The sequence below is a fragment of the Jejudonia soesokkakensis genome (genome assembly GCF_042664795.1).
GTDB classification, from domain to species: Bacteria; Bacteroidota; Bacteroidia; order Flavobacteriales; family Flavobacteriaceae; genus Jejudonia; species Jejudonia soesokkakensis.
Genome location: NZ_JBHTBN010000006.1, coordinates 39,112 through 62,932, shown reverse-complemented (window position 1 = coordinate 62,932; position 23,821 = coordinate 39,112). Strand labels below are relative to the sequence as shown.

Genomic DNA, 23,821 nt, shown 5'->3' with positions numbered 1-23,821 from the left:
CCTACTATCTACTTTTCATTTCAACCAAAAATTTTAGTACGTCGATTAAGAAATTTTAATGCTTCTAGCAGGCTTTTGTTTTGCCTCTTCTTTTTTTGGCAAGAGGATACTCAAAATTCCCTCCTTATAACTCGCATTAATTTTTTCATCATTTACACTCTCAGGCAGCGTAAAGGTTCTTTTAAAAGAAGAATAACCAAATTCTCTACGGGTATAATTTTCTTCTTTATGTTCATTTTCTTCTTTTGTCTCTGTCGAGATTGACAGTACTTGATTATCAATGTCAATTTGGAAATCCGATTTTTTGAGACCAGGAACTGCCATTTCTACCGTAAAATCATCAGCTGTTTCTTTAATGTTAACTTTTGGCAAAGTAATTCCAGTATTAAAATTTGAAGTAAATACTGATGGCAAGTCTCGATTAAATATATCATCTAACCAATTTGACAATGTTGGGAAGTTTTGATTTGAATTGCTGTTCACTAAACTTCCGTTTTTAGGAACACTAACTAAATTGTTCATAATTACAAAATTTTAAATTAAACATTATTTCAAATTTGAAATCGCTATTGATTTCAATAACTATAAAACAAAAAAAATACCAAAATGGATTTACCATATTGTGTGCTACCTATTTTAAAAAAAATTAGCTAGTCACCTGTCAATTTTTCAATTTAATAAATGTCAATTTGACATTTTAAATGTATCTAAAAGCAAACAATGATAACAAGCACCGCACATCAACGTGTATAAGCAATAGCGGTTTGGGGGTGCTAACTCGAACCGTTTTCCATTTAATTAAAGTATATTGTTATCCGAAAAGCAGTTGCTCAAAATCCGCTACTGCTCATTCAAAAGACTATTACCTACAAGCTGAAAAACCACTTATGAAAAAATTTTTTTCGATTGTAATAATCTGCATATTCATTAATTGCGACGAAAATCCTAAAAATGAAATTGTAAAAGAACAATCGTTCACAATAGCTGGAACAATAACTGGAGACTATTCAGACTATATATATTTGAATTACGGAACCATTAGTGACAGTATAAAAGTTACTAGCAACAGATTTGAATTTAAAGGTGTGGTCGATAAACCTATCCAAGGCTCTTTAAATTTAAAACCATATGCCAATATTGTTCCATTATATATTGAAAATAGTAATATTCAAATACAGGGAGACTATGAAGAACTGCATCAGAATGATAAAGATTACAACATCTTATATATTAAAAATATAAAAGGTTCTTACACTGCAGAAATTCAAGAAGATTATAAAGAATTTTATCAAGCCAATCAGGGAAAAGAAAATTTTAATGTATTCTATATACTAAACTTAAGTCGTTTATTGAAAAAAATAAAAATCATCCTTTTAGTGGAGCAATATTAGGAGAAAATGCATTGATTGAACCTGTTTTATCAAAAAGAGAACTTATGGAACTTTATGCAAAAATAGATACGACCCAACAGCATAAAGAGGACTTGGAAATGTTTAAAATGGGAATAGCTAATCTTGACAAATACGGAAAAAGTTACCCTTTTCTTGAATTTTCTCTACCAAATACAGAAAACGAGAGCATTAGTATTAAATCGTTTTTAGGAAAAACAACTTTAGTTGACTTTTGGGCTTCTTGGTGTGGTCCTTGCAGAATAAAACACCCAGAAATGATAAAACTAAAAAAAAGACTTGGAAATGAAAATTTTGACATTGTTAGCATATCTATTGACGATAACAGAAAGAGCTGGATTAAAGCTATAGAGAAAGACAGTCTAAAATGGACGAACCTTATTGACATAGACAAAAAAATTAATGATGAACTCGAAATTCCTGCAATACCTTTTAATTATTTGATAGACAAAAATGGGATTGTTCTTGGTGTAAATCTATCTCTTGATCAAATTGAAAATGAACTAAATAAAGCCAGCAGGTAACAAATAACTGAGCTAAAAAAAATGATTTTAGTTTAATTTTGAGATATAATTTGGGTCATATATCAATCTAGATTTCGACACACAGCTTGCCATAGTGCTTCCGAAACACTAGTACAGGCACTACATTCTTGTTTTCCTCTCGCCATTGGTGAGATATTTACATCAAAATCATAACTAAAACCAATAAGCACATGGATTATCCAAAAAATTGTCCAAGTGTCGAAGGCTGCTGCAACAACCATCCTGTTAAGCTATATCGGGGCTTGTTTGAGGCTAATACAGCATGTGGGACTTCTGCACTCTTAAACATCACACATCTTGATTCGATGGGTTCTACCAAAAATGAAGTGCCATCTTGTAAGAAAATTTCTAGTTCGCCTCCATCCCCTTTTTGCCAATTTTTATTTAAGTAAATAATCATGCTAATGGTCCGATTATTTCGAGCATTAAATTGATCTAAGTGTTTGCTGTAATGCCCTCCTTTAGGATAATGTGCTAAATGAAACTCATACCCTGATAATCCGAGAAAACAATATCTATTGTAGATAAACATAGTCTCTTCTATCAAACTCCAGATTTCATCTAAGGCTACATCCCGTTTTTGGTCAAGCCAAAACGTAAAGTCTCCTCGAATATCCTCCCGTATTACATTGTCATTTAATGCACCTATCCCAGCTTTTTTAAAATCTTCAAGATGTGTTTTAAAAAACGATTGAATGATATCTAATCGTGGGTGGTCCAAAAAATTATCTACAATGACATAGTCATGTAAAGAGAGCTCATCCATCCAGGAAAGCCAATCCTCTAGCGTATGGCAATTTTTCATTTTATACAATAAGAGTGTAAAAATAACTGATTTCTCAATAGTAATTTAAAAAAAAACGGCTGCCAACAACGCCAATCAGTACGACCGATAAGATGCTTACTTTTAAACTAATGTGAGTAAGCTACTCCATAGATACTCCATAGATACTCCATAGATAGTGTATGGGGAGTGTATGGATTTTAAAAAGTACCTTTGGGGTGTTATGGCGGCGACGTATTCCCTACTCCAACCCTACTACCCTACTTTTTAAAAACCACCTGCCGTTATCCTGTATACTTTCTGTCACAGTAATCTTTTTGGGACCTGTCTTCTTTAAAATATCGATCAGTTTCAGGTTTTTATGAACGGCGGTGTTGATCATGACAGGTTCAGTTAATAAGCTTCCGGTAGTAGCATCAAAAATATACAGTGTTTTTGAAGTAGGAGTGATACTAAAAAAACCCACCTCATCTGCAAAATCTCCATTTAGGTCTTTTACATTTTCAATGGTATAGTTGTAGGCATCTTTTACTGTTATTGGAGCAATGTCTGGATTGCTAAAAAGAATGCTACTTACACAGCCTCCTTCACAAATCGCATCCGTGGTTTTGGTAGCTGGTGCATTGATTGTAGGGAGTTTTACAAACGCATATTCTGAAATTCCATCTCCATTAAAATCGCCGTACAGTCTTGGTGCTTTATTATAAGTCGCGTTTAAACTTTCTTTGGTTGGAAACAGCTGTTGTAATTTAGTAGTAGAAACTGTGTCCTGTTGTAACCCCTCCCGAAGAATTTTAAATTCACTGTTTTTATGCAATACGGAAAGAAAGGTAGGAAAGGTTGCCCTTTCTCCATTTAAAGTGGCTTTGCGAACAAAAGACACTAAATAGTCTTTCCCCTCTTTTTCAATCTGAAGCGAATTGGTGTCAATAGACAATGAAAGGTCAGGGTAGGTTGCAAACAATTGCTGTTTATCTAATTGTATTTGTTCCTTGGTGAGTTCTGCTCCAAAATACTCGACTACATCTAGGTATTCATATTTTAAATTTGCTGCTTTTAAAGGCGTATGCAGGTTGTTCCAAGCGTACACAAAATCACGTACCTCATCTTCTCCTTTAGGGTTTATTTCATTGCAATTAGCACATAATAACAACACAGAAACTAAAAGTAGGTAGTAATAAAATTTCATAAAATGGTATTTGCTCTAAAGATACATAACGAGATTCTTAAAACAATGAGAATTTTGGGATGTTGGTAAAAGCGGGAAGCAGGGAGCTGGAAGCGGGAAGCAGGAAGTGGGAAGTGGGAAGCTGGGAGCAGGAAGCTTGGAGCAGGAAGCTTGATGCAGGAAGCGGGAAGCTGGGAGTTATGAAATACTATTTGGTATTTAAAAAGTGTTCGCTACCTTTACCATTCACTTTTAAAAAATAAAACTATGGGAGTTGGTGGATTAGTTCTTGGAACAGCAGCATTATGTCTGCTTATTGGTCTTTTTATCGAGTTAAATGAGCGTCACGGATAGAAAACCGAATTACTTCTTAGTGATTTGCTAACGTGGCACACAACTAAACGTATCTACTAGAGCTAGCCTTTCGCTAATGTGTCAAGTGAGCTCTTGTATTTCTAAAAAAATAAAAACCTCCCTTCTAGTGCTGAAAGAGAGGCTTTTCTATTAATACCTATTTTTTTACTCTTTTATCAGTTGCTTGGTAAGACTCGCATCTTCACTTGAAATCACTAGCATATAACTGGCACTCTGTAGTGCACTTATATTAATTTGTGTTTCTGAAAGGGCTTCGGAAAGATTCACTTTTAGAATTAATCTTCCAGTTAAATCAAATACCTGTACGTCTCTTAACTGTATGTTTTGAGGGTTGCTTAGGGTAATAATTTCTGAAGCTGGATTAGGATATAATTGAATATTTGATAAGTCTGTACCATCATTTACCCCTAACGCTTCTTCGACTCGCACCTGAAATCCATGGTCACTTTCATTTCCTGAATCGTCCATTGCTGTAATCGTAATGTCAAATGTTCCTAAGTTCATTTCAGTTCCCGGAACAGGATCTTGAGATACGGTAATAGGCAATAACGGAAGGTCACTACAACTATCTGTTGCTGTTACCCCTACTGTAAAATCTTCAAGAGTATAGGTTCCTGTTCCCGAATCTACATTCCGCACCAAAACTCCTTGAGGCAGTGTCGCCTGATCGAATACCGGTCCCGATACATCTTCGACAGTGACTGTTGCGGTACAAGTTGCTGTATTTCCGCTTTCGTCTTCTACGGTCAACGTTACTGTATTGTCTCCAATCTCATCACATGTAAAGGTATCAACATCAATACTTAACGTAACTTCTCCACAGCTATCTAAAGAGCCATTGTCGATCGCTGCTGCTGTAATAGAAACGCTTCCATTGGCATCTAGCTGTACTGTTATATCCTGACAAACAACGGTAGGTGCCACGGTTTCAGACACAGTTACAGTAGTAGTACATTCGCTAGAATTGGTACCATCACTAACAGTTAATACAACTGTGGTTTCACCAATAGCGTATGGACCTTCAGGGCTTACACTAAAGGTCAACGGATCTCCATTAGGATCTGTTGAACCTCCATCAAAATCGGAAGCATCTGCATCTGCTTCACAAGCAGTCCCTGCATCTAATAGTACAGGCTGACATACAGCCGTAGGTACATTGGCACAAAAGGTATTAGTATCTGTAACAGTCACTATAGCAGTACAAGAAGCCATATTTCCGCTTTCGTCTGTCACTGTCAAGGTCACTGTATTAGCTCCCAGATCGTTACAATCAAAGCTTGTGCTATCTAACGACAACATGACATCGCCACAAGCATCATTACTTCCGTTATCGATAGCTTCCGCAGTAATAACGGCAAATCCATTGGATGCTATGTTTACACTAATATCCTGACAGATCACCACTGGAGCAACAGCTTCAGTGACTGTTACTGTTGTTGTACATTGGCTGGTCAAAGATCCATCACTTACAGTTAACGTAACGGTTGTATCACCAATAGGATAAGGTCCTGCAGGACTTACACTAAAGGTAAGTGTATCCCCATCAGGGTCTGAAGATCCTCCATCAAATTCAAAGTTCGCGACATCGGTAGCACAATTGCTGCCGGCATCAACTGTAACAGACTGACAAACTGCAACTGGCGGCTGATTAGATCCCACGGTGCCTTCAACTTTTATATTATCGATAAAGGTACTGTTGCTATAATCATTTATGTTGATAAATCTAATAAGGACAATTTCATCTTCATAGGCAGCTAAACTTACGGTTTCATTTCTCCAGTTCGCTGCCGAAGTTGGCGTCCAGGTGCTACTTGTATACGGTACGGTAGCAAGATTTAGTCCATCCTTAGAATATATAGTTGTAAAGGAAGTTCCACAATCTGTAGAAATCTCTATTTCTAATCGGTCATTATAACTTGCAGACCATTGGGCCTTTGCCAAGTCAAAACTAAGCGAGGTCCCAGTAGCTCCATTTAAGTCAACGTATTCCATGGTAAACGTATCTAACTGTCCACGAGTCGTATAGTTCGCACCATCCACGAAAACTGCGGTGGTTGGATTTCCATCACTACCAAGTACATTATCACTTTGCACCCATGTTCTTCCTGCATCTGGATTATCTAGTAACCAGCCTGGAGGCAGAAAGCCATCGGTATCAAAATCTTGTTCAAGATCTAAGGGCGTAGGTTCTAAAGTAGCTTCAAATGATAAAGCATCTGTATCATTAAGCCCATTTTCATCTCCAGCTAAATTGACTGCCGCATTCAAGGTATAATTGCCGTTTGAGGACAACGGTAAAGGCGAACCGAAATCAATCGTTACATTTTGCCCACTTGAGAGCGTTGCCGTATAGGTTTCTTCGACCACTGCTCCGCTATCTAACTGATATGAATACGTAAAATTACTTTGAGGCTGTGTTCCAAAGTTTTGAAGTCGTACCGAAATGGTTACCTCAGATCCTCCAGAACATGCCAATAAAAAGTCCGACGGTGAGTTAAGGATCTCAATCCCAACATCGTTTGCTATATCACAATTAAGAAGTCCAGTATTAGTAATGGCAATTGTTCTTCTACTCTCCCAGCCCAGTGTCGAATTCTTTGCTACAATTGCCGCCCAAAGCGTTGCTTCTCCATTCACAATAGGCACATTTAAGAATGTATCTGATGTAGTTCCGGCTATTTCCATGGTCTCTGCTCCTAATAGATAGACATCATAGGTTTCTGCATTTGCAACTGCATTCCATGAAAAATTTGCATTTTCGGGACATACAATGGTATACTGAAAGCCTGTTGGCTGACTTGCAATTGAAAAGTTCCCATCACTTACATCCTGAAAACTTCCGCTGGTAATTCTAACCAATGCATCCCCTGTAATTTGTGAAGGTACATTCCAGTCTGTATTTGTTGTAGTTCCTGAAACTGTACCAATCGTATTCCATGAACCGCCATTATTTACCGAATATTCTAGTGTAAAATTAGAAGATGTGTTTATAGCGTCCCAATGGATGGTTTCGGTAGTTCCAGGGACAAACTTTTCGCCTCCATTAGGATAGGTAAGCGTTAATTCTTCTTCAATCATTTCATACACTACAAAATACTCCTGTGGTCCCATTGGAACATCAAATCCGGTCACATTGACCACATAGTTTCCTGCTGCTGGTGTATTGATCACAACTTGTTCCATGTTGTTTAATCGATCTACACCATTAGTTGCAGGTGCATTTAAATTGGCAGCATTAGGAGTTGGGTCTAAAACATATGGTAATAATGTGCCGCTTGAAGGAGTTGTGACCGTTAAATCCAAATCGTTGATCAATGCTGTTGTAGCTCCCGAAGCAGCTGCAGGATCATTCCAATAGACCATAAAACGTAGCTGTGTAATTCCCGAAGGTACCGAAATGGTATGTGCATTCGCATTTCCTTGCGTAATATCATCAGATAAAAACCTGTTGTCCTCTAATAATTTTCCCGCTCTACCTCCATTGACCAATCCCCAGCCATAGTTGAAATCTGGACCTACGTTTCCGTAGTCACTTGCCGTATTAAGCAAAGCAGCTTTAATTAATGCTGCCTGTGGAAGTGTCCCTCCATTGGCTTCACTATACAATTGATATAACTGTGCAGAAACTCCTGCAATTCCAGGAGCAGCTCCAGATGTACCACTAAATCCTTGGTACGTATTATTTTCGTTTGTAGACTGATGCCCATTTCCATGGGCTGTAATGTCTGGCTTAATTCTACCATCTCTTGCCGGCCCTTTACTACTTGAGGTTGCTAGTGTACCATTATAGATTGTATTTGCAGTTGCAATTACATTTTTTCCCTGCTTATGTCCCCCTGTAATATTTCCCCAACCAGAACCTGCTCCGTAGCCACAATCTGAAGTACCTGAATTTCCAGCTGAAAAAACGTGTAATAAAGATAGATTGTTGTTTGCCTGAGTATCAACATTTCGAGAGTTTGTTGTGTAACCTCCATTACACCCATCTCCATAAGAGGAGTTGGTAATTTGTACTTGTCCGCTATTAATTAAACCAGTCGTAGCACCATCTAAAAAACTGGGGGCATAATTACTTACAAAAACATTAGCTCCTGCTGCCATTCCACGTTTTGTTGGGTCCAGATTTCCAGCTCCTGCCATAATTCCTGCTACTCCGTCTCCGTGACTTTGCCCTGTTCCACTAGCATTTGAATTGTCAATTCTCCCCTGAAAATCGATATGAGGTCCTACAATACCATCGTCACGTACCAATACGCCAATTCCATCCCCTGTAAAATTATTGCCAGCAGACGTTTGTGTATCCAGAGTATTAGACCTGTGAAGACTTCTTCCTCTAATATCTTCTTTGACGGGTGGAGCCGAAATAAGCTCAATCCATTTCACATACGGTTGGCTCGCTAATGCTTCCAAACAATTATCTGGAATACTTACTTCTACTATATTATAGCCCTTGTAGGTATGGAGTAAGATGATCTTTTGCGCGGTTAAGTCTGCTGTCACTTGTGAAGGCTCTACATTGTCATAAAGCTGTAGGGTCACTAAAATGTTAGCGCCGTCTTTCGCATACTGCGGAATATCTCCGTTTCTAAGATCTTCTTGTACTTTCACCTCCCACGACACCGGCACGATAGAACGTACATTCTTATTTCTTAATAGGGATGGATTTGTTCCCTTCGGAAAGTAAAAAAGGTACGTACTGTTAGAAATGTATTCTAATAATTCAAGGTTGTTTTGTTTAAAATAATCCTGAACGCTTTGTGCAGGCGTTTCATAAAATTGAACCCAACCATAATAGCCTGTTTCTGAAGCTGATTCCTTCGGAAAATTTCGCCATGTAAAATCTTGAATATTTTCGGGCAGTATAATTGATTTGCCCTGTACATCGACTGTATTTTTTTGTTGTGCTACGATAATATTGCATAAAATTAAACATGCAAATACTAGAAGGTAAGTAGTTCTTTTCATTTATTTCTTGGTTTAAAAGATTAAGGGGATCGACAAAAAACGTTAATACCAGCAATTTATAAAAATTTATTATGTTAAAATTAACATTTGTGTTTTAGGGGTGGTATCAAAATATTGCTTCTTTTAACTCATCGACTCTCCCCTATCCAAGAATACGTCAATTGCCCTATTTTATTCTATCCTGTTGATTGGTAGATTTGTACTATAACTCTACGTATTATGAAAACACGACTCAACACGATTGCTCTCGTACTACTTTCTATTTGTAGTATAACAGCTCAAACTGGCAATAACTGGGAAATTGCACCCGTAAATCCTTCCGTAGAATCGGATTATAATTCTAAGCTTGTCAAAGGAAAGTACGCTATTATAAGTTATGATATTTACAATGAAGATGGGAGTAAATGGGGAACCAATTCAGGCAAAATTCATGATCCCTATACCTTAGAAGAAGCAAAAGCTAAGAAAAGTATCTTTAAAAAGCTGGATTCAAAAGGGCAATTAATAGAAATGAGAACCTATTGGGGTGATACCGAAAAGATAACTACTTATACGTATAATTCAAAAGGATTACTTACCAATCAAAAGAGTCCTACTTATAATTATGATTATGAATACGATTCTCAAGGACGAGTTTCTAAATACGTTTTTACCAATTTCGATCGCAATGAGACATCCATCAAAACGTACACGTATAAAAAAGAAGGAGGTCTTTTAAAAGTTATTGAAGAAACTACAGGAACGGGATATTTTCAACCTTATTATGAATCCCATTACAAAGACGGATTACAAGTATTTACAAAGAAGGATAAGAATAGTCCTGGTTTTACTCATATTTATACTTATGACGATAGAGGAAACTGGATTACACATCAATATGATGCCAATCCTGGAACATATACTGGGAAAATCGACCGCACCATTACCTATTGGGATGAGATTACAAATCCAAATGCAAAATTTGAGGTCATAAGTAAAATAATTAGTCCAGATTATGGAGACATGACAGCACCGTATGTCTTTTTAAATGGTGAAAAAATTATAATTCCAACCGATAAAGCTACAGGAGACACATTTATATTTTACGTGCCACAAACAAAGACTCATTACGCAGCGGTAGATGCTTATAGCAAATCAAAGAATACATTAAATTACAAACATGATGTAATAAAATTAGCCTCAAATTCTGAAGTCGTTTTATTTAGAAACAATGGCTATTTTAATTTGATAGAAAATGGCAAACTTGTATCTGGTGAAAAAAACTATTCAAATGCATACGGCACGTTGATTTATCACCTGGAAGGAACCGATACAACTTATATAATCCCAGAATATAGTGATGAAACTAAAAGAGGTGTTCCTGGTTACTTAAAAAAAGGCCCTAGTCTTTTTTATCTTCGAGATGTCGCTTCAGATAAATACCATCTTGTAGAAAATGGAAACTTTGTAGACTATTCAAAAATTGATGGAAATTGGAGATTTTTGGAAAATGGAGATCCCGTAATATCTGTTGATGGAAAACCTACTTATATCCTTTCAGGATATTATGATGCTAAAAATAACGCTGTGATGCAGGCAAAGAAGTATACTTCAGAAAAAATAAAGGAAACCACTAAAAAAGATCCAAGTACTACTAAAGTTGTTTATAATCCAAATAAACCTGCTCTGATAAAAAATGAGGGAGAAGGCAAATATTCGGTTTCTCAAGAGGGACAAAAGATAAGTGACATACGACCTGTTCTTGTTACAGATACTCGGTCTGTTTATGTTGGTTTTCCCGATACAAATACAATCTTATATAGCACTGCTATCGACTCAAAGCCCGTTAATGGGGAAGACACGATGTTTAAAGTAGGTGATAATATTTCCGTGATTGCTCTTTTTGACCTTAACGGTGGGTTTTCCTATATGACCCCTCAAGGTTTGCTGGAACAAAACGATTATGTTTACACTCCCAATGAAGATAGAACTGCTACTATTTTCTTAAAGGCTACCAATACCTATTTTACAGGGACTACCCTAGCTCCCGAGGATGTAGACCATGTTCTGCTTTTTGCTGGTAAAGGGAATAGTAAACCTATTGCACCTTCAGAAGAGGATACCTGTACAACTGGTGATTGTACAAACGGATACGGCAGTGCCAAGACGAGTAACGGACAATCATATTCAGGAAGATTTGTAAATGGAACATTAAATGGACCTGGATATCGAGATTATGGTACTGGAAACTACAGAGGTGAGTTTAAAAATAACGTAAGAGATGGCTTCGGAAAGTATAATTTTGAAGGAGATAACAATTACTATGTAGGATATTGGAAAAATGGAAACTATGACGGATATGGGTATTATGTGAAAGATAATAAAGTGGTTACAGTTGCTATTTATGAAAATGGAAAAGTAAAAACACCTGTCGGAAAAGCCTACTTAGATGGTACTTCTACACAACAAGGATGTACAGGGGATTGTAAAAATGGATATGGATCTATTAAATATACATCCAATGATAGTTACTTTGGCTACTGGAAAAATGGGACTTACAGCCCAATGGGAGCCTATTATTATTCAAATGGTGATTCATACTACGGAAATTTTGATTCTAATGGCAAGCGATCTGGCTTTGGATTTTACTTTTGGAAAGACGGAGGACATTACAACGGAAACTGGGCTAATGGCACCAAGCATGGCTACGGAATCTACACTTCTTCAACAGGAAGTATTCAAGAAGGAAATTGGGTTAATGGAGAATTAAAAAACTAGTGAACGACTAATAAATACAGCCTTTCAATTTTATTCAAACCTTATACATCTTTAATTTTTAAAAAAATAAAAGAGTTTATAGGATACTTAAACCATGATAATTTTTATAAATCATATTTTGATAAATGTAAGATTTTTAGTCTCGTTCCCTTCAACATCGGTGAGGACCACTTGGGTTGCACTAGCCGAAACAATTTCCCAGTCTTCCGAGAGTCGACCAAAGGGTTGTTGCATTCCAAAATCTAACTCGAACTCCTCAACATCACTGGATGTATCGTAGAGCCAGTCACCTGGCTGAGATAATATATCGTTTTGAGCAACTACCGTTCCAGATGCCTGAAATGTAAATACGAAGGACTCAAATAAATCTGTTCGATTTCCTTCTTCATCGGTATAATTGTTAACCTGCCAAGTGCCTGCTAGAATATCAGACTCAATAGATTCAAACTGAAGATAATTTGTAGTATTTGTATCATCATCCCCACTACAAGAAACAAGGAATAAAACTGCAATTGCAATACATAAATTTTTCATAGCTATCTTTTTTCGTAAATAACAAAACCTTTAAAACTTTTACTCCCAAATAAGTACTAAAAAGTGTTAGCTAAGTATTAAAATCAATAAAAAAGCCTCCATTCTGCTAAAGAACGGAGGCTTTATCAATTAAATTAACTAAATCTACTCTTTAATCATCTGCTTTGTCCTACTTACCTTATCTGTTGAGATAATAAACATGTAGGTCGCACTTTGCAGGTTGCTCAAATCAATGATCGTTTCTGAAAGTGCTTCGGAAAGATCTACCTTCTGTACCAGCCTTCCTGTTAAATCAAAGATCTGTACATCCCTTAGCGGTATGTTCTGAGGATTGCTCAAAAACACTCTATCACTTGCAGGGTTAGGATACATAGTTATGGTTGAAAGGTTTATAGCAGTATCTTCCACTCCCAATGCTGGCTCTACAATAAGGGCAAACACATAGTCCGTCTCATTGCCCTGCTCATCCATTGCCGTAAGAGTTATATCATAAGTCCCTTCATCTAATGGAGTACCAATAAATGGAAACTGATTTACTTCTATTGGCAATAACCCCAAACTACAATTGTCTGTAGAATTTACTCCTATAGTGAAGTCTTCCAGCCTGTAGAAGCCTGTAGCAGGATCTATCATTCGGGTAAGAGGTCCCTGCGGTAAGCTCGCCTGATCAAACACAGGTCCGCTCGTATCTACCACTGTAATTGTTGCCACGCAAGAGGAAAAGTTTCCACTGCCATCGGCAGCAAAGACTGTTATATCGATACTGCCACCCACATCATTACATGTTACTTCGGCAATGTCTACTGTGAGCGTATCAAGAGTACAGTTATCCAACGGATTGGTCATATCTAACAATTGCATAGGATCAATTGTCGCTGTTCCATCTGCTCCCAATTCGATAGTCGTATCCTGACACACTAAAATTGGGTCTGTGTTGTCTTCTACAGTTACCACTGCAGTACATGTTGAACTATTTCCATTGTCATCGGTGACAATCAGATCTACAAAGTTTTGTCCTAAGTCTGTACACGTTAATACCGCAGGATCTGTGGTAAAGGTTAATGCGCCTGTTCCACAGACATCACTACTACCATTATCAATCAAACTTCCATCTAAGGTTACTGTACCATCAGCTCCTAGTGCTACTGTGATGTCCTGACAAATAGCCGTTGGTGCTGTGCTGTCTACCACTGTGACAATCGCACTACAGGTAGCTGTGTTTCCATCTGTATCTGTTACCGTTAAAGTAACTGTATTAGCTCCTATATCATCACAGGTAAAACTTGTAATATCGATGCTACTACTGGCAATATTACAGTTGTCACTACTACCATTGTTAATCGTTCCGGCAGTAATGGTTGCCATTCCATTGGAATCAAGAGTCACAGTGGCATCCTGACACATAGCAATAGGGGCGGTGTTATCTACCACCATCACAGTAAAACTACAAAAACTACTGTTCCCTGCAGCATCTGTCGCTGTAAAGCCAACAAGATTGTTCCCTCTTGGAAAACTACCTCCACTCATAATACCAACAGTTTGAACAATCGTAATATCGCCAAAAGAACTACAGTTATCAATCACCGAAGGAGTGGCAAAAGTAACCACCGCACTACAACTATCTGAACCCGTACTTACAGTAAAGTCACCAACGCAACCAATGGTTGGTGCCTGGATGTCGTTTATGGTAACTGTCGACACACACGTGGCTGTTTGACCATTACCATCATCTACCGTCCAAGTAACTACTGTGTCTCCCTGAGGGAATACAGCTCCATCTAAACTGGCAGCATTGTTATAATCATTGGTAATAATTGCCGTAGTACAATTATCACTAAATGTAGAATCAAATTCAGTTCCAGCAACTGTGTACTGACATACATTAGGGTCTGTACTGCGAGAGTAATCTGCGCATGTAATTGTGGGTGCTTCATTGTCTTCAACTGTAACAGTTGTTGTACAACTATCCATCTGCCCATTGCCATCATCTACCGTCCAAGTTATAACCGTAGCTCCCAATGGCAATGTTGTTCCCGCTAGGGTATTTGTCCCATTTATGTTGTTCGTGATGGTAAAGGTTGAACAGTTATCGGTTGCAGTGGCATCAAACTCAGTCCCTACAACATCATACGTACAAACCCCTGGATCTGTATCGCGAGCATCACTTGAAGCACATGTGATCACTGGAGCAAGGTTATCTTCAACAGTTACTATGGCGGTGCAACTATTGGTGTTTCCGAAGATATCTGTCACAGTAAGAACCACATTGTTTGGTCCCACATTTGAACAATCAAAGGTATCCATATCAATACTAAGGTTGTCAAAATCACAACCCATAGGTGTACCTCCATCCACATCGGCTGGCGTGATTGTAATTGGCGTACCATTGGCGTCTAATTGTAAGGTTATATTCATACAAATAGGCTCGGCTACCATGCCTGAATTGAATGCTAGTACCACATCGTTTCCATCACCACCAACATAGCTTATTCTCCAAAGTTCACCATTAAAGTTTAAGTCGGTTCCTTCAGCAGCTCCTGCAAATTCTCCGACAATCGCATCAGCTCCATCATTAACGATGATGGTCATCTCATCACAGAGCTCACCTGTTTCCGAAGTGTTATCAACTAAAGTTAAAGTTGCACCTGTAACATCAACCATTCCTGTTACAGCAATTTGATCGTAATCGCTTCCGAAGTTATTAAAATCGTTGACACTTATTGAAAGTTCATCACCTGAAGATAAGGCCGTATTTCCGCTTATGGCGAATGAGCCTTCCGTAGCATCGTTTCCAGAAGAAACTTCTCCGTTTATAATAACATTTGTTCCACTCACTAAAGTATTTGTTGGTATGCCAGCTGGTGTAACGATAGGACCCGTAGTTGCATCTAATGTGACATCACCGCCGGTATTAACTATAGAATTTTCAGTAAAAAAATTAATCCCTATATCATCTGCAGTTGCTGCTGTACCATCTAATGAAATATTTCCTGTGTTAGAAGAAATACTACTGTCACTAATTTGTATCCCATGATTTTCAGCAACCCCAGCTCCGCCTGTTCCAGTAATACTTATTTCACCAGTATTGTTTTTCTGAACCAGCGCTCCGTTAGATATTAATACTCCGTAATTTTGAGTACCAGTTTCATTACCACCTGCTGTGCCGTCTATAATAATAGTACCTTCATTTGATCTTACCACAGTAGCTGTACCAAAAACGGAAACACCAGAGTTTTCAGAAACTCCTGCTCCTCCCATACCGTCTATTGTGATCATTCCGAGACCTGTAGCTTCTACTACAGCGCCAGCTTCAATTAATACACCGTCGTTTAAATCGTCTGTACCAGCACTACTTGTACCGTTAAATAAAATAGTTCCATCTGTTGATCTAACAAATGTATTAGGACCTGCCAAATAAATCCCAGCTTTAATGCCTGTGCCGTCACCTGCCTGACCCGAAATTGAAATACCACCACCATTTATATCTTCAATAATTACATTATCAAAAGCAGCGATTCCATCATTAAATTCACCAACAGGCGTTCCTCCACCAGTGCCATTCATCGTGATACCTCCACCATTACTCCTTATAGTGGAGTTGTCCAATATTGTAATTCCAGCATTGACTATGGTGCCATTATTTGCACCGTTTCCAACTAGAGAAATTGAACCACTTCCAGTTGCCTGAACAGTTCCTGCATTGCCCATTTCTATTCCACTAAAAAAGTCTCCTATCCCAAAACTAGTACCCGTCAAATTTATATTACCTGAACCTGTGGTTTGCACTATCCCACCTCCACTAATTACAATAGCTCTGAAGGTGTCACCAACTTCTGGAGCTATTCCGGCATTAAATGTAATGTTTCCATTGGTAGACTCAATTACTCCGTCTGTAGTCACCCCAATTCCCTCTTGTGAAGTAAAATCAATATTTCCAGTGGTCGAAAGTGTTGCAAAAGCAGAGATAACATCTGAAAATACAGTCACATTTCCAGAACCCACATTGGTATCATTGACTTCAAAAGCAGTGATATCATCATCTCCAGAATTAATAGTAAGATTTGCATCAAAACCAATATTTAATCCTTGAACACTCAAAACATCTAATCCGGCTCCTCCTGCAGTTTCAGTATTGATGGTAAGTGAGTTATTTGGGTTCGTAAAGTCTACCAATTCTCCTCCAACACTAGAGTTTATTCTGTTGTCTAGTGTTCCAGCAGCATTTAAGACAATGTTTTCATCTAAAGCGCTTGTGAACGTAAATACTCTATTATCTACATCGAGATTGTCTGTAATGGGTTCCAAACCTTCATAGCTTATCAAACTATTTCCTGAAATTGAGATGCTTCCGTCGTTATTATTTACAAATGTATGTTCTACAGTATCAAAAGTTCCGCCTGGGCTCACTCCTGTTAATCCCATGGTATCGAATTCTGTTCCACCGTCATAATTAATAGGAACGTTAAAGTTTCCGCCAGAAAAATCTGGAGTAAAATCATCATTTCCTCCTAATGTTGTTGTTAAAATTTCTCCCGTGACTGAAGCTATTGCAACATCAACCGTATTGGCATCTACTTGCGTTGCCATGTCTCCTGCAATCAACTCATTATCGGGGTCTGTAACTCTATAATTCGCACCATTTATTGTAATAGTAATATTATCATCTCTTTCTAAATTATCCTTGATGATTAAATCTCCAGCAACTACCTCAACATTAGGGATACCAACAATTATTGCTATATCGTTACCATCACCGGCATCATAAATGATACGTAGTCGCTGCCCGTTAAAGCCATCTGCGTTTGAAGACACAAATTGACCTATTACGGAGTCTGAACCATCATTTGTAATAATTATAATTTCAGTATTATCGGGAATAGTACCCGCTATATTGTCTACTAAGTTCAAAGTAGCACCTGTAACATCAACCACTCCTGTAATTTGCAGTTGGTCATAATCTGTCCCTGGGATTGTGCTTCCACTAATATCGATTGTTAATTGATCTGTAGAAGATAAAAACGTAGCTGCTGTTATTGCTAAAATTCCGTTTGCATTAAAACCAGTTCGTGTCTCTCCGTTAATAATTAAATTAGTTGCAGTAATCAAATTGTTCGTAGAAGTTCCTGCAGGTGTCGTAAATGGTCCTGAAACCGTAGTAAGAAAAACATCACCTACTGTTGAAATTTTTGTGGTATTATTATTTAAAATACCAACTCCTCTACTACTTCCTGTACCTGCTGTTCCGGTAAGGTTAATTGCTCCAGTTGCAGTAATATTACCTGCATTTCCTGTAAGAATAATTCCGTTATTCTCTCCAGATCCTGCTCCACCTGTGCCACTAATAGTTATCGTTCCGCCATTTAAATCTGTGATAGTTCCTCTTTCATTACTTACTCCGGAGTTGTTAAGCCCTGTTGCTGTTGTGCTTGCAAATCCGTTAAGGTTCATACCTCCACCATTAGTTCTTAGGGTGGATGTGTTTCCAAATAGAACAATTCCTTTATTTTGATTTGTTCCGTTGCCTCCTGTTCCAGTTATGTTTAAAGTACCAGTTGCAGTATCTTCAACCAAGGATCCATTTAAAAGAAATAAACCTATATTATCTTGAGTTGATCCATCACCCCCTGTTCCAGTAAGATTCATACCACCTCCATTAGATCGAATAATAGTCCCTGCACCTTCAAACCTTACCCCTTCGTTATTATTAGTCCCAGCACCCCCAGTACCATTCATTGTAATTATACCCGTATTTATTGTTTCAACTAATGCGGTATTATTAATATGAATACCAAAGTTGGCACTTCCTGTCGTAGTAATGTCACCTGACCCAGTAATATTTAGGGCTCCTGTTGTAGTAGATACCTGCGTATTTGAACCATTTATTTCTACACCTTTATTCTGACTGGTTCCTGTACCTCCATTTCCTACTAAAGTTAAAGATCCAGAGCCAGTGGCTTTTATGACGGCACTACTCTGTATTGAAATTCCTGTATTACTATTTCCAGTTCCATTTCCTCCTGTACCATTTATAGTTATTGTTCCTGAATCTGTCGAAGTAATGTTTGATGCTGTTCCAATTAAGATAACTCCATTATTATCTGAAGCACCTTGACCTCCAGCACCATTAACTAAAATTGCGCCCCCATCAAGATCTGTTACAGTTCCTTGCTCAATACTCACCCCAGAATTATTAATTCCAATTGCTGTAGTACTTGCAAATCCGTTTAAGGTCAATCCGCCTCCATTGGTTCTAAGGATTGAAGAATTTCCAAAAAGTACAATTCCTTTGTTTTCATTAGAGCCATCCCCTCCATATCCAGTAATGTTAATTGCTCCATTTGCTGTATCTTCTATTAGTCCACCATTAAGAAGAAAAACTCCAATATTAGCTTGAGTGGATCCATTACCACCAGTACCCGTTAAATTTAAACCTCCTCCATTGGTTCTAATAACTGAACCTATATTTTGAACTCTTATGCCCTCATTATTATTTGTACCAGATCCAGCAGTACCATTCATAGTAATCTCTCCACTTGTTACTGCTTCTGCGATTGCATTATTAAAAAGATGAATTCCAAAATTTGCATTTCCAGTAGTGGCAGTATTACCAGTTCCCGTAATCTCTAGTGTTCCAGAGGCCGTTGTTACTTCAGTTCCCGTTCCTGTAAGATAAACTCCTTTGTTTTCATTTACTCCAGTTCCTGCATTACCAATAAAACTGACTGTACCTGTTCCAGACGCTTTAACTACCGCTGCATTTTGTATTCTAATTCCATTATTTTCATTTCCAGAACCATTACCTCCTATTCCATTTAAACTTATGGCTCCATTTACAGTACTCACCTCAGAATTTGGATCTACTATAAAAATTCCACTATTTCCAGTCATACCGTTACCGCCTGTCGCATTAATAGTTAGTGAACTATTTGTAGTGCTCACTGTGGTTCCATTTGCAAGGTGAAGGCCATAATTTAAGTTTGTTCCTGTACCTCCAATAGCATCAATGGTTATAGTGCCAGTTCCTGTCGTCCTAATAATAGAAGAATTGAAAGCAAATAAACCACGATTTTGAAATCCAGTTCCATCACCGCCATTGGCTGTAATACTCATGTTTCCATGTACAGATTGAAGTGTTGTATTATTTATCTGTAACCCATTATTTACAGAATCTCCGTCTGCACCTGCTGCATTAATAAAGAGTAAGCCGTCTCCAGTAGTATCAGCTGTAGCATTTAAAAGACGCATTCCATAATTATTATTACCAGTTCCTCTACCCCTCGCAAAAAATTCAAGTGTTCCATCTACGGTTCGAATTGTGGTATTTGGTCCTCTAACTTCAATACCTCTGTTGGCATTCATTCCAATTCCGCCCAAACCGCTTACATTTATTCCACCAGTTCCAGTGGCCTCAATTGTAGATCCTGGCTGTATTAGGATTCCAAACCTACTTGAATGTGAACCGTCATCACTAAGTCCTCTTCCTCTAAGAAAAATACTTCCACTCCCTGTTGTAGTAATAGAGTTACTCATTGCTATTCCTGTAAAGTTTCCTATGGTTGCAGCATCGTTACCATTCCCGCGAATTGAAATATCTCCATTTTCCGAAGTAATAAAGCCATTAGGCATTGTAATATTATCTGTAGCTACAATCGTTAGAGATCCTGTACCTCGAGCTGTAATAGTAGAAGTTGCATTAGGGAAATTTATGGTCCGTGCGTTTAGGTTTAATACCTTGTCTGCGGAAAGATCCATCGCACCATTCATGTTTATGATATCACCGCCATCCCCTCCTACAAAAGCAATATTTGCAGGAAAATTAGCAGCTAACGAATTAAAATTAAATGTATTTACACCTACATCACCAGCTTCTATTCTGAAAAACATCGTTGGATTATTGAACGTAACTATTTCTCCACCTACATCACTATCTACTGTTGTTTGTCCTGCTCCAGCATCTGTTATTGTAATTGTTTCAGATGTGTTGCTATAGTCTAATCTAACTTGTTGAGCATTAATCGTTGAGGTAATTGGTTCTAGTCCCGTATAAGTTATATCTTGATTTCCTGAAACAGATACGTTTCCATCATTCTCATTAGTAAACGTAAAAATCTGGCTAGCAAAAGTTCCACCTCCTATTAGTGCCATCGCATCGCCATTAACTTGTGTGCCTCCATTGTAGGTAATTGCATCGTTAAAGTTTCCGCCAGAAAAATCAACTGTAAAATTGTCGTCTCCACCTTTTGTATCTACCAAAATAGTATTCCCTGTAATCGAAGCAATAGGAACTAGAATATCTGAACCATCTATGGTCGTACCATTACCTCCAACCAGCGAATTATTGGCATCACTAATACGATAGTTCGTATCATCGATTACTATGGTTAAATCATCATCTATATTGCCAATATCTTGAATGATCAGGTTGCCACCAGAAACGAATATATTTTCTTGTAACGTAAGCGTAACAGTATTTGCTGTGTAGTTGATTACAAAGGTATTGCTTCCCACTGAAATCGTTGCACCATCTGGCAAACCTGCAAACGTTCCAGAAACTGAAGCCGCCGAAATAATAGTTAAAATTTCGGAACCCAGCGCTGTGGACCCTAAATCTGTTACTGTTAATGTAGCTTGAGTGGGTGATGTTCCTAAAGTTACAGTACCTGTAGATGTAATAGCATCATAATCTATACCCGCCGAACTACCGCTAGCATCATTATCGTTTATAGCAATCGCAACAGGAATCGCATTAAGTCTTAAATTTCCTTGAACATTTGTTACACCAATTGCATTCCCTCCAGGTTGCAATCCTCCTCCTAGTTGTGTTTCATTGGTTGCCGAAAAAATTGCACTCGTAGGTATTCCCAATGGTGTAGTAACATTGTTACCAGATGCAACACCTAGAAAAAGAAGAGATGCTGAGCTTATACCCGGTGCAATCACATCAATGTTACCTGTCGTTGCTCTAACATCATCAAAAGCACCAGATGCCGTATCTGATCCAGTAATTGTTGCTCCATCTGCTTCGATAATTTGTACTCTGTTACTCGTTGTATTTAAATATGTTATTGCATCAACATTGGTTTCAATTGGATTATTGTTTCCTATACCGTTGGCAGCGGTCATGCTTAGATTTGTTCCAGAAACATTAAGTCCTGACGGGACGTTTCCTCTAATAAAACCTGAAGCATTTAATGTGATGGGGCCGTTAGTTTCAATACCGCTAATGCTATTAAAATTGTTAAAAGCGATGTTACCAGCAAGCGTTGTGAAATTTGTTTGTCCTGTGCCATTTTGACCTGCAATGCTTATATCATTTGCCTCTGTAACTTGTACAGCATTATTCGTATTAATAAAAACAATATTGCTTACACCCGTGGTAATCGGGTTGGTAACACCTATTCCATTTTGAGCAGTAGGCTTTACTATAAAAGCACTAATCACTGGTGAATTTCCTGTTGAAGTTTTATCTATAATTCCATTTGATGCTGTAATCACTAATTCATCTGCTGTTTGAGGAGTATTAAATGAAACCAGACCTGCTGAAAAAATAATATCTCCGTCTGCCAATAAAGACATGTTTCTAGGAAAGCCAATTCCAAAATGTGTTACATTACTATTTACAGTGAGTGATCCATTTGTAGAATTAATTGTAAAATCCTCTGATGCTGAAACACTGGCGTTTACACCTATATTACCTGCAGCTTCTAGTTGTCCTCCTTGCCCAAGGTTAGAATTACCTGAAATAAATACTAGTCCATTATTTGTTATATTTGTTTGGTCAAATGTGTTATTAAATCTTATATTAGAAACTTGCGTTCGTAATGGATCGATAGCACCAATACCTGCTGAAGCAACCATATTCAAGGTAAGTGATTGCACTTTTGCATTCGTACCAATATTTATAATACTACCACTAGTAGCATTTAAGTTGACTGAACCGGTAGCTCCAGATTGTATTTTGCCGTTTGTTCCAAATGTGATATTTCCACCGCCTAATGCTGAAAAAACCTGATTCCCATTTGAAGTTGTTATTAAGCTTTCATTTACATTTACTTGAGTAGCTGTTACTAAAAAATTACCTAATACAGTAAAAGGATTATTAAATGTTACAGCTGAAACCGTTGCTGGTGCATTATTTACGGTAACATTTCTTAAGCCTGTATAAGGATTTGCAGTGGCATTGAAATTAATGTTTGCAGCATTAAGTACCAAATCAGATTCGGCACCAAAACCTCGTAAAGCATTGTTAAAAACAATATTACCACCAATAGACTCTAACCTTGTAGTAGTAGTGGCCGCATTTATTATAGATATAGGTATATCAAACTCTAACGATTGTTGTGTTCTCACAATTCCAGTAGTGAATGAAAAACTTCCGAATGATTGGTTTTCTATTTTTTGAAGAGGAACACTGTTTCCTACGTTTGTAAATAAAACAGATTGGTTATTGTTAACTCTTGGATCTAGTCTAAAATTACCGTTTACGTCTCCTGTAAACGTAATATTATCAATAGAAGATTCGATTTTAGTGTCTCTTCTCAACTCAACAGTTTCACCAAAACCAAAAGAAACCTCTCTAAATGCTGTAATAGCATTAGGGTCATTAATATCTAGTATTGTATTTCCTCCTCCTTGTATGCGTAGTAATCCTATGCCTCCAAATCCTTCAATTTTTCCTGTCAAGGTCGTTGTTGCGGGTGTATCAATTATCAAAAAAGCACACCCGTTTCCCATAGAACTATTACTTCCATTTACCCCAGCTAACGATATATTTCCTGTTGCAGTAAAACTGGTCATAAAACAACCAATATTCATATCTGTAACAAAGTTTATTGATGTCGCATCTACTACAAGATTATTAAATGCTAGATTCGAAGCAGCTGCAGTAGATGAGACATCGTTCATTCCATCAATTATAAACCTAGTATTGAACATTGCAATAGTATTAACCATTGTGAGATCAGAGGTGTAGTCCGAACCATCATTAATGGTAATTCGAGAGGTATTTGCAGCCTCAACTTTAAGAGTTGCAGTCCCACCACCTGTTACTGTTCCATTATCGGTTCCATTCCAAACGCCACTCGATAATGTAAATACGTGAGATAAAGGTCCTCCGGGGGGAGAATCTCTATCAACAGTTATGTTCGCATCTATATTTGTAATCTGTAAAATTGTATCTCCAAAAGACTCATCTGCCGTAAAATTTGCTTGTGAATGACTTGTAATCACAAAAAATAAAAAGAAAGAAAAAAAGGAAACAATTCGAAGTGTAAAATTTTTCATG

General features: G+C 37.7%; 10 protein-coding genes. 4 read left to right on the top strand and 6 right to left on the bottom strand.

The features are described from left to right. Nucleotides 1-45: 45 nt before the first annotated feature. Nucleotides 46-522: an Hsp20/alpha crystallin family protein gene (locus ACFQO1_RS11440; protein WP_380218254.1), complete on the bottom strand. Its 477-nt coding sequence runs from the start codon at nucleotides 520-522 to the stop codon at nucleotides 46-48. A gap of 365 nt (nucleotides 523-887) precedes the next feature. Here ACFQO1_RS11440 and ACFQO1_RS11435 point away from each other — a divergent pair, with 365 nt between their 5' ends. Beyond that, on the top strand, nucleotides 888-1,391 hold the full coding sequence (locus ACFQO1_RS11435; protein ID WP_380218252.1) for a DUF4369 domain-containing protein: 504 nt from the start codon (nucleotides 888-890) through the stop codon (nucleotides 1,389-1,391). An 11-nt stretch (nucleotides 1,392-1,402) separates the two neighbouring features. Beyond that, on the top strand, nucleotides 1,403-1,933 hold the full coding sequence (locus ACFQO1_RS11430) for a TlpA family protein disulfide reductase (protein WP_380218250.1): 531 nt from the start codon (nucleotides 1,403-1,405) through the stop codon (nucleotides 1,931-1,933). 196 nt (nucleotides 1,934-2,129) lie between these two features. Here the strand turns inward: ACFQO1_RS11430 and ACFQO1_RS11425 are convergent, their stop codons facing one another. After that, nucleotides 2,130-2,759: a 2OG-Fe(II) oxygenase gene (locus tag ACFQO1_RS11425; protein WP_380218248.1), complete on the bottom strand. Its 630-nt coding sequence runs from the start codon at nucleotides 2,757-2,759 to the stop codon at nucleotides 2,130-2,132. Nucleotides 2,760-2,979: 220 nt separating this feature from the next. Then, complete coding sequence (locus tag ACFQO1_RS11420; protein WP_380218246.1) at nucleotides 2,980-3,927, bottom strand: hypothetical protein; 948 nt, start codon at nucleotides 3,925-3,927, stop codon at nucleotides 2,980-2,982. A 59-nt stretch (nucleotides 3,928-3,986) separates the two neighbouring features. On the opposite strand from ACFQO1_RS11420, the gene ACFQO1_RS11415 reads away from it, so the two are divergent. Next, on the top strand, nucleotides 3,987-4,169 hold the full coding sequence (locus ACFQO1_RS11415; RefSeq protein WP_380218244.1) for a hypothetical protein: 183 nt from the start codon (nucleotides 3,987-3,989) through the stop codon (nucleotides 4,167-4,169). 256 nt (nucleotides 4,170-4,425) lie between these two features. On the opposite strand, the gene ACFQO1_RS11410 is transcribed toward ACFQO1_RS11415, so the two are convergent. After that, nucleotides 4,426-9,246: a S8 family serine peptidase gene (locus ACFQO1_RS11410; protein ID WP_380218242.1), complete on the bottom strand. Its 4,821-nt coding sequence runs from the start codon at nucleotides 9,244-9,246 to the stop codon at nucleotides 4,426-4,428. A gap of 219 nt (nucleotides 9,247-9,465) precedes the next feature. Here ACFQO1_RS11410 and ACFQO1_RS11405 point away from each other — a divergent pair, with 219 nt between their 5' ends. Beyond that, nucleotides 9,466-12,003 (top strand): hypothetical protein, encoded by a 2,538-nt coding sequence (locus ACFQO1_RS11405; RefSeq protein ID WP_380218240.1) that lies wholly within the window; start codon nucleotides 9,466-9,468, stop codon nucleotides 12,001-12,003. Between the two features lie 111 nt (nucleotides 12,004-12,114). On the opposite strand, the gene ACFQO1_RS11400 is transcribed toward ACFQO1_RS11405, so the two are convergent. After that, on the bottom strand, nucleotides 12,115-12,537 hold the full coding sequence (locus ACFQO1_RS11400; RefSeq protein WP_380218238.1) for a hypothetical protein: 423 nt from the start codon (nucleotides 12,535-12,537) through the stop codon (nucleotides 12,115-12,117). Nucleotides 12,538-12,681: 144 nt separating this feature from the next. Next, entirely contained in the window at nucleotides 12,682-23,820 is an 11,139-nt protein-coding gene (locus tag ACFQO1_RS11395) for an HYR domain-containing protein (RefSeq protein ID WP_380218236.1), read from the bottom strand. Nucleotide 23,821 lies beyond the last annotated feature (1 nt).